Genomic DNA, 12,870 nt, shown 5'->3' on the forward strand with positions numbered 1-12,870 from the left:
GTTAGAAATATTCTAACTATTTATAGTGCCTTTATTTCTTTTTTATGGTAGAATATAGGAAGAAAAAACTTGGAAGAAGGACATATCAATGAGTGACAACACATTAAAACATCGCTCAGCCATTTACGATAGTATGGTTAAATCACCTAACCGTGCCATGCTTCGTGCAACTGGTATGACAGATGAAAACTTTGAACAACCAATCGTTGGGGTTATCTCAACTTGGGCGGAAAACACACCATGTAACATCCATTTGCATGACTTTGGTAAATTGACTAAAGAAGGTGTTAAATCAGCTGGAGCTTGGCCTGTTCAGTATGGTACTATTACGGTAGCAGACGGGATTGCTATGGGAACACCAGGTATGCGTTTCTCCTTGACGTCTCGTGATATTATCGCTGACTCTATCGAAGCAGCTATGGGTGGTCATAACGTGGATGCTTTTGTTGCTATCGGTGGTTGTGATAAGAATATGCCAGGGTCAATGATTGCCATTGCCAATATGGACATTCCAGCTATCTTTGCTTATGGTGGTACCATTGCACCAGGTAATCTTAACGGTAAAGACATCGACTTGGTTTCTGTTTTCGAAGGTATCGGAAAATGGAACCACGGTGACATGACAGCTGAAGAAGTTAAAGAGCTTGAGTGTAATGCCTGCCCTGGCCCTGGTGGCTGTGGTGGTATGTACACTGCTAACACCATGGCAACAGCTATCGAGGTTATGGGGATGAGTCTTCCAGGATCATCTTCTCACCCAGCCGAGTCACCAGAAAAAGCAGCAGATATCGAAGAAGCAGGTCGTGCAGTTGTTAAGATGCTCGAATTGGGTATCAAACCATCAGATATCTTGACTCGTGAAGCCTTTGAAGATGCTATCACAGTTACCATGGCTCTGGGTGGATCAACTAATGCCACTCTTCACCTTTTGGCAATTGCTCACGCAGCTAATGTTGACTTGACTCTTGAAGATTTCAATGATTTTCAAGAGCGCGTACCTCACTTGGCTGACTTGAAACCTTCTGGTCAATATGTTTTCCAAGACTTGTATGAAGTCGGTGGTGTTCCAGCAGTTATGAAATACCTCCTTAAGAACGGCTTCCTTCATGGAGACCGTATCACATGTACAGGTAAGACAGTTGCTGAGAACTTGGAAGCCTTTGATGACTTGAAAGAAGGTCAAAAAGTTATCATGCCACTTGACAAGCCAAAACGTGCTGATGGTCCATTGATTATCCTTAAAGGTAACTTGGCACCTGAAGGTGCAGTAGCTAAGGTTTCAGGGGTTAAAGTTCGTAACCATACTGGTCCAGCTAAGGTCTTTGATTCAGAAGAAGAAGCTATTGAAGCGGTTCTTTCTGATGACATCGTTGATGGCGACGTTGTTGTCGTTCGTTTTGTAGGTCCTAAAGGTGGTCCTGGTATGCCAGAAATGTTGTCATTGTCATCAATGATCGTTGGTAAAGGTCAAGGGGACAAGGTTGCCCTTCTGACAGACGGACGTTTCTCTGGTGGTACTTACGGTCTTGTTGTAGGACACATTGCGCCTGAGGCTCAGGTTGGTGGTCCAATTGCTTACCTTCACACAGGAGACCTTGTCACTGTTGACCAAGATACCAAAGAAATCACCATGCACGTTTCAGATGAAGAAATCGAGCGTCGTAAGGCTGAAACAGTCTTGCCACCGCTTTACAGCCGTGGTGTCCTCGGTAAATACGCTCACATCGTATCATCAGCATCACGTGGTGCTGTAACAGACTTCTGGAATATGGATAAAAGCGGTAAACAATAATAAAGTCAAATAGAGAGACTTAGGACAGGCTGTTGACAGTTTGTTCTATGTCGAAAAATCCTCTGAGAAAATCATCTCAGAGGATTTTTTGGCTTATTTGTCAAGAAGTTTGATAACTTCTTCTGTTGGAAGTGATTGGTTAGCGATGTAGCCGTAGTTTGTGAGGGCAGCTTGGTAAGCAGCTTCACCTGGAGCACCGACAGCATCATTAGCAACGATAACGTTGAAACCAAGTTCAATCAATTCACGCATGTGTGAGTCCACGCAGAGGTTGGCATTCATACCAGCAAGGATAACAGTGTCGATACCATTTTTACGAAGTTGAAGAGCCAAGTCATTGCTTTCTGGACCAAAGATTTTGTGTGGGTTAACAATGATTGTGTCATCGTCCATGAGTTCTTTCATTTCTGGAATGATGTCAGCACCAGAACCTTCTGGAATAGCTTCATATTGGCTATCACGCCAGAACATTTGGTTGTCAATCATCATTGTCTCACCAGCAGCTTTGAATTGCCATTTTTTATCGTGTGGGTAGAAGTAGTGAGCTGAGATGAAACGTTTGAAACCACCTTGTTTAGCAACAGCGAAAAGATTGATAAGGTTTTCAATCGTATTGACTTTCTCAAGTGTTTCTTGAGTAGCTCCAAAGCCTTTACCGGCAGGTTTCAAGAATTCAACTTGGGGGTCAGTGATAACGATAGCGACATTTTTATTGTTAAGCATAAAAGCTCTCCTTTAGTAATATAATTTATGATGTTTGGTTATCGAAGTAGAAAACCAACCGTTCGGTACAATTGTTTAATAAAAAAATAAAGTTGTTTTAATTATGATGTAGATCATTTGCACAAAAACCAACCGTTCGGTACAATTATCTTAGCATGGGTAAAATCATTTGTAAATAATTTTGCTCATTTTTTATTAGGAGGATTTTATGCATAAGAAAGTAGCTCTATCAGAGCTTTTCTTTGATTTGGTTTATGTCTATGCCATCGGAAAATCAACAGAACTCTTGCATCACTTGTATCATGGGAGAGTTGGACTGACAAGCTTATTGATTTTTGGGGTCACTTTTTTAGTCTTGATAACCATTTGGGTTTTTCAGACCTTTTTCATCAATCTTTTTGGTAAGGATAGTCAGCGGCAACAATGGTTTCTCTATCTGGATATGGCCTTGATTTTACTCTTATCCAATAGTTTCAGTCTGTAATGGAAGGGTAATTTTCTGCCCTTTTTACTCATCATCATGTCCTTGACAGCTAGTTTATTCTTGCAGTATTTTTTGGAGTATCGGCAGCGAACAGATTTTAGGGAAAGAGAAGTAGCTAGGTCTTACATGGCCATCTTAGCTTGGCGATTTACCTTTTTATTCATAGCTTTACTGACATTTGAGTCTTTGGACATCTATCCTTTTCTGATAGGATTTGGCATAGGACTTTTTCTCTTGTATTTTTATAGAAGAAAACTCAGTCGTCTGCCCTTAAATTATGCTCATATTTCAGAGCGTTTCACCCTTTTGGTTATCATTGCTTTTGGTGAGATGCTAATGAGCGGCATTGCCTCTTACTTTACCTTGGAGAGTTTTTCTTTGCTATCTCCACTCGTCTTTTTGATGATTTTGCTGCTCTTTCACATCTATCGCTTTGAGTTTGACCAGCATATTCATTGTTTGCCGGCTAGCTCTCTGGGCTTGCGTTTGGTTTATGTGCATTACCCTATTTTTTTAGGTATGGCAATCATTACAGTATCTCTGGCTTTTGTGCCCAATGAAGGGGTTGATTCTATCTTTCTTGTCAGCTTTTTCTACTTAGGATTAGGTTTGTTCTTGTTGGGGATTTTATGGCAAAATCTCTTTCACAGACCTAGAGGGAAAGAGGGAAGACAGTTAGCTTGGCGGGCTGGCTTACTATATGGTGTCAGTCTTTCTTTGGCAATCTGGCAGGGGGACAATCGTTTTTTAGAGCTTGTCATTATAGGCTTAACCTTACTTGTCATGACTTATCTGCACCGCTATTATTCTAGAACGTAAAAAGTAGATAAAAATGAGAGTGGGACAGTAAAAACATCTGGGGGATGTTTTTAGTAAACAAATGAAGGAATTCGATTTTGTCAGCAAATTTTAGATTTTAGTAGCTGACCTGAAACAGTCTCTCCCCAGACTGTTTCACTCCCACATCCGCATAGCTCAAAAGGTTTGGGAAACCTTTTGAGGTTGCAGATAAAATCAAGCACAGCTTGATGTCAAGATAGGGCTATATGAGTTGATTTATCAACGAATTAAAGCCCACTCAGCAGTGGTTCATTGGCACTAAAGTGCCTAATGAACTATGCAGGGGAATCTCTAAGTCAGCTAAAGCTGACATAGTTTCTCCCAACCACTGCGTTTTGTGAAATTTAACTAAAAAAATTAAGAGGGTTAGAACTTTTGTTCCAACCCGATTTTTCTTATTTTCCACCACGTGGACTGATCCCTAGGGCGATACGACCGTAGCGTGAGATACGAGTCATTTTCCAGACAGGATTATAGGTGATCTCAACATCGACGCTCTTGATCTCGTCAAACTGTGTCAACTTGTCGACAATCTCTGCTGGCATGGTGTCAGCACAGCCACAGTTGGTATCTGTAAAGGTCATGAGCAGGTGGAGATGCCCTGTCTCGTCCAGATCAATCTCGTAAATCAAGCCTAGATTATACATATCCAGCTCGATTTCAGGGTCAAAAATAGTCTCAAAGGTCTCAATCAGTCGGTCTGAAAGAGCAGCTGCACGGTCATTAATGATAATATCGTCACGCATAAATAGAATCCTCATTATTCCAAAGTGTTTTTCCTATTATGCCACAAAGTAGGATTTTTTTCAATTTGTAAAAAAGGAATTGTGTTTGACATTAAATTGACAGAGGGCAGTGATTATGTTACTATTTTTATGAGTAAATTCAGTATAAAAGAGGGTATTATGACGATTGAAAAAACAGTGAGCGAGCTAGCTGAGATTTTAGGGGTTAGCCGACAAGCAGTCAATAATCGTGTTAAAAATCTTCCAGACGAAGATCTTGAAAAAAATGACAAAGGTGTAACCGTTGTTAAGCGCAGTGGTCTTATTAAATTGGAAGAGATTTACAAAAAAACGATTTTTGAAGATGAGCCAATTGATGAAGAAACAAAGCAACGTGAAGTTTTGGAAATGTTAGTTGATGAGAAAAATAGTGAAATTACACGTCTTTATGAGCAACTAAAAGCCAAAGATCAGCAGTTGTCTAATATGGATGAGCAACTTCGTGTTAAAGATGTTCAAATTTCTGAAAAAGATAAGCAACTAGACCAACAGCAACAATTGACATTGGCTGCAATGGAAGATAGCAAGACCTTGAAAATTGAGCTTGATGAGGCCAAAGCTGAGTTTGAAGAAATTCAAATCAAGCAAGAAGAGGAAGCTAAAAAAGGCTTCTTTGCTCGTCTTTTTGGCAAATAAGCGCTTTATATTACAGTGGGGAAAGTTAGCGAAGTGTTAACTTTTCCAGACTAGTATTACTATTTGTTTAGATAATAAGTCATATTGAGGTTTGGGGAGCGATACCCAGCCTCTCTTTTGTTAGGAGATTATATGGAACGTTTACAGGACTATGTTGCCTTTGATTTGGAGTTTAATACGGTAGAGGATAAAAGTCATATTATCCAGGTCTCCGCTGTAAAAATGAGTCAGCATAGAGAACTTGAGCAGTTTGACAGTTACGTTTACAGTGAAGTGCCTTTGAAAAGTTTTATTAATGGTTTAACTGGTATTACATCAGAGAAACTAGCTAATGCTCCTTTACTAGAGGAGGTATTGACAGCATTTAAAGATTTTATAGGGAATAGTAAACTGGTTGGTTACAATGCTGTCAAGTCAGATTTACCCTTATTGCTAGAAAATGGGTTAGACTTGACAGAACAATATGCGGTTGATCTGTATGATGAAGCTTTTGAACGTCGTAGTAGCGATTTAAATGGTATTGTCAATCTTAAGTTGACAACCGTGGCAGACTTTTTGGAAATTAAAGGTAAAGGGCATGATAGTTTAGAGGATGCTCGAATGACCGCTCAAGTGTATGAGACCTTCTTGGAGCTTGATGATAACAAAGATTATTTAAATACTCAAAAGGAAACTCATGGTGATAATCCCTTTGCAAATCTATCATCTCTATTTGATTAGCTCATAGTCTTCTTGTTTAGGCAGATAGATAGGATTGTGTTAGGAGAGTACCTGATTTTTTGGCTCTTTGTCAACTGTAGTGGGTTGACTTATAATCAGCAGCGAGAGAGAATCAGATTGGTTCTCTCTTTTCGCAAATTCAAAGCGATGAGAATACGTTTTTTAAAGTTTTCAAAATTTCTGAAACCAAAAGCGTTGCGCTTAATGACTTTGATGAGATTGTTAGTAGCCTCCAGTTTAGCGTTGGAATAAGGGAGTTTCATTGCATTGATAATCTTGTCCTTGTCTTTGAGAAAGGTTGAAAAAACAGTTTTGAAGATAGGATTAACCTCCTTGATGGTACCTGAAATAAGCCCAAGGAAGTGTTCGACTTGCTTTTCCTGAAAATGAAAGAGAAGACATTGGTAGAGTTCATAGTGCTGCCTTAGCTGGTCAGAGTAGCTCAAAAGGCGTTTGACAATCTCGTGATTGGTCAAGTGCATGCGGAAGGTTGGGCGGTAAAACCGTTTATCACTGAGCTTTCGACTATCCTGCTGAATGAGCTTCCAATAACGTTTCAAGGCTCGATACTCTTGGGATCTACGGTCAAATTGGTTCATGATTTGAATGCGAAAACGGTTCATGGCACGGGACAAATGTTGGATGATGTGGAAACGATCAAGAACAATTTCCGCGTTGGGAAAGAGGGATTTGGCGATATCGTAGTAGGGGCTAAACATGTCCATGGTAATGACTTTGACGCGTTTACGAATCTTGAGAGAGTAGCGCAAGAAGTGGTCTTTGATGACAGCTTGAGTTCGTCCGTCAAGGATAGCGATAATCTTGTTGGACTCGAAATCTTGAGCGATGAAACTCATCTTTCCCTTTTTAAAAGCATACTCATCCCAAGACATGACTTGAGGCAAGCGGCTCAAGTCAGTCTGACACTCATGGCGGTCTAGTTGTCGATAAACAGTTGAGACGGAGACAGAGAGGTCGTTTGCGATTTTGGTCATAGCCTCACGACTCATGAGTTTTTCAGTGATTTTGTGGTTAATGATGTTTGGAATCTGATGATTTTCCCTAACCAGAGACGTCTTAGCGATGGTCATTTTGCCACAGGCTTTGCATTTGAAACGACGCTTTTTAAGGCGGATGAGAACTTTGAAGCCCACCGTTTCAAGGTAGGGGATCTTACAAGGTTTCTGGAAATCGTACTTAGCCATCTGTCCTTGACAGGCAGGACATTTAGGAGGGTTGTAATCCAATTTGGCATGGTATTCTCTGTGAGTGGTGAATGTTTCCATTTTTTCATCAAAAACGATGTTAGGGTCTTTGATACTGAGTGATTCTTTGATATAATTTTGTAGTTCCATGTGACACTTTCTAATGATGGTTTAGTCGCTTTTCATTATAAGTCATGTGGGACTTTTTTCATACCGCTAAAAAGCCCTACAATATCTGAATGAGATTTACCCACTACAGATATTATAGAGCCGATTTTTTAAGTAACTGACAGAAAAGAGAAAAAGAGTTTGACAGATACCTATGACTCAGTCATTGAGGTTATCTATCAAGCTCTTTTTAGATCTCTGTTGCGACACCATTTGCATCAAACTGGTAAGTTTTACCGTTGATACGACGTGTTTCATTTTTTACGCGGGCACCGCTATTATCATCGTAGTAGTATTTCTTTCCATCAAGTGTGACAAAATCACCTTTAACTTGGATGTTTGTGCGTTCGTCAAAATAAACATCTTGGTTGTCAATGGTTTTTGCACCACTGACACGTCTTCCATTTTCATCGAAATAGTACCAATGATTATCAATAAGGACATACTGACTTTGAGCGCGTGCTCCAGTATCTTTATCGTAGTAGTAGTAGGCAAAGTTGTTGTCAGCCCTGTAGAAATAGTTACCATTAGAAGCCTTCGTCCAAGTTGGTTGATAAGTCAATTCGCCTTTGATTTGTCTACCATAGGTATCAAAGAATAGTGTCTGATTATTGTAGAGTTGAGCACCTCGGACTGTTTCACCATCTTCATCTAGGTAATACCATTTGCCTTCATACTCAACAAAACGATTTTTCCACATGGCACCTGTATCTGGATCATAGTAGTGACCAGTGTAAGGGTTTTGATTTTCAAAATCTCCCTTAACTTGACTACCATCTTTATTGAAATAAACAGAAACACCGTCAATTGTCTGGCTTCCTGTTAAGGCTTTACCATCTGAACCAGCGTAATACCATTTGCCGTCTTCAGTGTAGTATTGATTTTTGTAAGTAGGGTTTGACAAGCGTGTGCCGACGCCATCTTTATCAAAGTAGTAGTCAACACCATCAAGTGTCACTTTTTGACTGGTAGTAGGGTAGTTGTTTTGGAAATAGTAAGTTTTCCCATCAATAACTTGAAGTCCATTAACAGCCTTACCATCTGTACCGATGAAGGCTTGTCTGATCATGGCAGTACCGCGTGGGAACTTGAAGGCAACGCTAACCCATTTAGGACCGTAGACTTTTTTTCCAGATTTACTATCAAAATAGCTTAAGCTACCATCTTCATTTTCGATGAGGCTTCCTTTAGCTTGACGGCCACTATCGTAGAAGTAATACTCGTCACCGTCAATCGTTTGGAAACCTTTTACATTTTTGCCATTAGCCTTGTAAGCCCAGTAGTAGTCGGTATCGCCTGAAGGATATGTCCAGCTACCGGCAGAAATCCACTGACCTTTATCAAGTTTTCCCGTATCGCTATCTGCAAAGTAGGTTGTTCCATCAATAATAACAGATCCCCCTTTTTGTTGGCTACCGTCCTCATTGAAGTAGTAACTTGTCCCATCAATGGTTTGTTGTCCTGTTAGAGGTTTCCCATCTTCATTGTAGTAATACCATTTTCCATCATTTCCAACCCATCCCTGTGTTTTAGTTTCAGCTTGTTTAGAATCTGTGGTAGTTGTTGCTTCGGCCTCAGTCTCAGTCTCAGTCTCAGAAGTGGTAGTTGTCTCTGTTTCAGTTTCAGTTGATAGTTCAGATGACGTTGCTTCTCCTTCGGTCGTCGATTGGATGCTAGTTGTTTCTGACTGTGCTGATGTAGCTGAACTTGTTTCAGTTGTAACAGTAGTTGACTCGCTTGTCTGATCCTCAGCTAGTGTCAATGTAGCCCCTTGGCTAAGGATAGCCAAACTTAGGGCACTGACTGTTGCTAAGCTGATAATGGACTTCTTAGAAGTTTTCAAACGAAATTGATTTTTCTTCATAAAACTCTCCTTTGATAATATCTCTGAGAAAATAATTAGAATTAACGACATCTTTATTATACCTAAAATTCAGAAAATTTCAATATTGCATTGTTATTTATCTTACATAAAATACCATTATTCCTTATTTTTGAATAATATAGAGTAAGCAGAGGAGTTACGAGCCTTTATTTATTAAAAGAAGGACTATGAGACTGTCATAAATGAGAAGTAAAAAAGAGAAGTAAAGATGGCCTAGTATAAGCTATCTTTACTTCTCTTTTGATGGACAAATGATTAAAATGGTAATTTTCCAGTAAAGGCACCAAGAGTTTTTTTCGTTGCTTCATCAACTTGAGTCATCGCATCATTGAGTGCTTGAATCGTCATATCTGATAAGGTTTCAATATCATCTGGGTCAACAACTGCAGGATTGAAGCTGATATTAGTAACTTTTTTATCACCAGTCACTTCAACTTGTACTAAATCTTGAGCAGATTTTCCATAAAAAGTTGTAGCTGCTAGTTCAGCTTGCTTAGACTCCATTTGCTTTTGGAGCTTCTGAGCTTGTTTCATCATATTTTGCATATTCATCATAAGATTTTCTAGATTCCTTTCGTTTAGGAGTTTATTGCCTTTGACAACTATGTTATTATACCATATTTATGCTTTGATAGAAAAAGTGTCTTATCAGTTCAATGGTAATAGAAGTTGAGCCTCTGTCCAGTCAAGACGGAGTGTGTAGTCGCTATTGTCTCTGACAGTGTGTTCAAAGTCAGTGGTGTACAATACAAGGCGTAGTGTGTTTTCTTTTGTTAGTTGATAAATGGTTGGTTGCAGTTCAAATTCAATCGTCATCCATTCATCCTTAGAGATATCTTCGATGGTTAGAAGGTCATGTCTATTTTGGAGGTTGAGGTGCCCTTTAGTAATCAAACGGTTTTCCGCTTGTGAAAATGGTAATTCACGAAGCGGCTCTTCTTTGAAGTGTCGTCCATTGTCTACAGAGCCCCTACCAGTGATAGCTGGGATAGGCTGTAGGTATTTTTGGGTTCCGATTTCTAGTAGTTGCGCTGAGAGAAGACCTTTTGATTCTGATGATTTGAGTGTGAGATTAAGCTTAATGCGGCCATTAATCAACAAATCCTTATCAAGAGTGATGTCGATGCTGATAGCATTGGCTTTTTGTGCCACTAAATCAGCTTTGAAACCTTGATAATGTTTACTGTAACGCGCGAATTTTTCCTCGTTATAGTGATTTGAAATCAATGTATCTGGACTGCTTAGCGGGATCGTATGATAAGTAGAATCTCCTCCAAAATGGTCTAAAATTTGCCATGTTTGCTCGGTACGATTGTTTTGCCAAATGATAGCTGGTAATTGAAAGTTACTGGTGTAACCTAGCAGTTTTTGGCTAATAAGGGCATTCATACTTTCTCTAAAGTCAATGGATTGCCAGGCATTCATATAGACATGGGAACCATTGTGGAAGAAAAGGTGCTTTTTAAGATTACTAGGTAGAGCATTAAACATATTAAAAACATGAATCGGCTTGACATTCCAGTCTTGGCTACCGTGAGTAAAGACAACCTCAGCTTTAACTTTATCGGCTTGTGGCAAGTAGTTGCGATCATGCCAAAACTGGTTATAATCCCCAGTTTGACGGTCAATAGCAAGGCTAAGATGATCCAAGTATTTTTGATAGTGTTTTTGCTGACGGAGGTATTCACCTGCAAGCAAGGCGCGTGAATAGGTGAATTCTGTCAAGGTATCAAGGTCTTCACCAGGGTATCCACCAGGGCTGCAAACGAGCCCATTTTCACGATAGTAGTCGTACCAAGAGGAAATCCCTGCTTCTGCAATGACTAGCTCTAAGCCGTCAACCCCAGTTGTTGCCAGAGCATTAGACATGGTACCAAGGTAAGATAGACCTGTGGTAACAACTTTACCAGATGCCCAGTTAGCTTCGATACTTCTTTGGCGACTATGATCGGTATAAGCAATTGCTCGACCATTTAGCCAGTCAATAACGGCTTTGTAGGCTTGGACTTGTTGGTAATCACCACTAGTCATTAGACCTTGCGAGTTGAGCGTGCCTATGCCTGAGACGTAGATATTAGCTAATCCACGAGCTAGAAAATAATCATTTAAGGTATAGCTAGAACAGTGGCTAAAGCTCTCTTCACTCTCTGTTACAAGATCAGCCTTATTTACTTCTTTTATTAGTTTGGGCTGAGTTGCTTCGTGTAGGGATATTTTGGTAGCGGTTTTGACTTCTAGCTCCCCCTCCATCTGATGAGTTCGTTTATCACTGGCAGGCTCATTAACTCCTTGGTGGTAAGGGCTTGCTGTCATTGTGCTAGCTAACTTATAGTGGGTTTTAGGACGCAGAATGTTGACCTTTACCAAATCTGTCTGTCCATCACCATCGCTATCAATTTGACTATCAACATAGACAACTTCACGGATTAAATTATTGGTGTCGAAGGTAGCTAAGCTTTTGCCATTGAAGAAGAAATAATCATTGCTGACAGGTAGGAGTCCTTTTGATACCAACTGATCGATTAGAGTAGCACCAGCTAAGCTTTTGCAGGCTAGAAGGTGATGCAGTTGCAAGATGATATGAGTCTCAGAGATAGGGAAATTGATGTCCTGCAGGTAGCTCTCTAAATTGGTAAAATCAACATTTGGAATAAAGCCGAGGAGTTGTAAGGCAACCATTTGGAAGACTGTACTGTCAAGCTCACGTTCTGACTGGAAGAAGGTGAGGAGATCAGTGTCCCAATCAGCAATCCATTGAGCTAGGGCGTAGTCTGTGTTCTTGTAATTAAAGAAGGTCTTTCGAACAAAAAGTTCTAAGTTTTTTTTGTCAGAAAAATCAAGAGAAACCTCAAATCCCAAGCTATTTAGCTCTTTAACAGCATCTTCGAGACTTGTCTTGATATACGAAAATTGATTGTAACGCATAGTGCATCCTCCTGCAGGTTAAAAGACAATATTATCTTTTAGTTGGTCGAGATTTGTAATGATAATATGTTGTTTTTCGATGCGGATAATATTATCATCTTTTAGTTGTTTTAGAATTCGACTGACACTGCTGGCTGTCGAAATCCCACAAAACTTCCCTAACTCTTCATTTGTAATGATAAAATCAATAAAAATATCACCGTTTTCTAATGTTTTTCCAAAAAGAGTTGCTAGTTCATAAATTTGAGTTGAAATAGCTCCAATTCTGCCATTCGTTAACATGCATTGCATTTTTTTCATTGATTTTTGCAGACGATTGTGGTAGAAATCCTTGACATAACCTTGAAGTTCGATGTCATTTTGAATATCTTCTAGAAAGACTTTTCGATCAACCTTATAAAAATAAGCTTCTGGTGATTCGATACGTACATTATAAGGCTCTCCCATACTCTTTGAAAAGCCATCATTAAGAACGGAAGTAATCTCTAGGCCAGTGACGTAGCGTAGGTTAAACTCTATACCATTCTTTGATAGGACGCTTTGTTTGACGACACCTTCCTTCAAAATATAGGTGTACTCCTCTTCAAGACTTTCAAAAGTAAGATACTTATGATAGCCTTTTTTGATGATAGGAAGATTATTGCTAGTAATATAATTTTCTAATATGTGGTGATCCATGGTGTGCTCCAATTTCACATTTTAAGCTT

Annotated in this window: 10 protein-coding genes and 1 pseudogene; 4 read left to right on the top strand and 7 right to left on the bottom strand. The window is 39.6% G+C overall.

The genetic code is table 11. From position 1 onward, the window contains the following. The first annotated feature begins 88 nt into the window (after window positions 1-88). Window positions 89-1,792 (top strand): dihydroxy-acid dehydratase, encoded by a 1,704-nt coding sequence (ilvD, locus tag JOC31_RS00320; protein WP_205016226.1) that lies wholly within the window; start codon window positions 89-91, stop codon window positions 1,790-1,792. A gap of 93 nt (window positions 1,793-1,885) precedes the next feature. Here ilvD and JOC31_RS00325 read toward each other — a convergent pair whose 3' ends face one another. Beyond that, a complete protein-coding gene (locus tag JOC31_RS00325; RefSeq protein ID WP_205016227.1) occupies window positions 1,886-2,515 on the bottom strand; it encodes a cysteine hydrolase family protein in 630 nt (209 codons plus the stop codon). 208 nt (window positions 2,516-2,723) lie between these two features. Between JOC31_RS00325 and JOC31_RS00335 the strand changes: the two are divergent. Beyond that, window positions 2,724-3,818: pseudogene (locus JOC31_RS00335) on the top strand (low temperature requirement protein A). A gap of 416 nt (window positions 3,819-4,234) precedes the next feature. Here JOC31_RS00335 and JOC31_RS00340 read toward each other — a convergent pair. Further along, window positions 4,235-4,585: a metal-sulfur cluster assembly factor gene (locus JOC31_RS00340; RefSeq protein WP_205016230.1), complete on the bottom strand. Its 351-nt coding sequence runs from the start codon at window positions 4,583-4,585 to the stop codon at window positions 4,235-4,237. A gap of 159 nt (window positions 4,586-4,744) precedes the next feature. On the opposite strand from JOC31_RS00340, the gene JOC31_RS00345 reads away from it, so the two are divergent. Together JOC31_RS00345 and JOC31_RS00350 are read left to right on the top strand one after the other, a co-directional pair. After that, entirely contained in the window at window positions 4,745-5,260 is a 516-nt protein-coding gene (locus JOC31_RS00345; RefSeq protein ID WP_205016231.1) for a MarR family transcriptional regulator, read from the top strand. A gap of 132 nt (window positions 5,261-5,392) precedes the next feature. Next, window positions 5,393-5,980, top strand: a complete 588-nt coding sequence (locus JOC31_RS00350; RefSeq protein ID WP_205016232.1) for a 3'-5' exonuclease — start codon at window positions 5,393-5,395, stop codon at window positions 5,978-5,980. 95 nt (window positions 5,981-6,075) lie between these two features. On the opposite strand, the gene JOC31_RS00355 is transcribed toward JOC31_RS00350, so the two are convergent. The 5 genes from JOC31_RS00355 to JOC31_RS00375 form a co-directional block, all read right to left on the bottom strand. Next, entirely contained in the window at window positions 6,076-7,335 is a 1,260-nt protein-coding gene (locus JOC31_RS00355) for an ISL3 family transposase (protein WP_205016233.1), read from the bottom strand. Between the two features lie 208 nt (window positions 7,336-7,543). Continuing rightward, complete coding sequence (locus JOC31_RS00360; RefSeq protein ID WP_205016234.1) at window positions 7,544-9,217, bottom strand: hypothetical protein; 1,674 nt, start codon at window positions 9,215-9,217, stop codon at window positions 7,544-7,546. Between the two features lie 276 nt (window positions 9,218-9,493). After that, window positions 9,494-9,793, bottom strand: coding sequence for a YbaB/EbfC family nucleoid-associated protein (locus JOC31_RS00365; protein WP_205016235.1), 300 nt, complete (start codon window positions 9,791-9,793; stop codon window positions 9,494-9,496). A 93-nt stretch (window positions 9,794-9,886) separates the two neighbouring features. Further along, window positions 9,887-12,163, bottom strand: a complete 2,277-nt coding sequence (locus JOC31_RS00370; protein ID WP_205016236.1) for a Xaa-Pro dipeptidyl-peptidase — start codon at window positions 12,161-12,163, stop codon at window positions 9,887-9,889. An 18-nt stretch (window positions 12,164-12,181) separates the two neighbouring features. Next, window positions 12,182-12,841 (bottom strand): Crp/Fnr family transcriptional regulator, encoded by a 660-nt coding sequence (locus JOC31_RS00375; protein ID WP_205016237.1) that lies wholly within the window; start codon window positions 12,839-12,841, stop codon window positions 12,182-12,184. Window positions 12,842-12,870 lie beyond the last annotated feature (29 nt).

It is taken from the genome of Streptococcus saliviloxodontae (assembly GCF_016908655.1).
GTDB classification, from domain to species: domain Bacteria; phylum Bacillota; class Bacilli; order Lactobacillales; family Streptococcaceae; genus Streptococcus; species Streptococcus saliviloxodontae.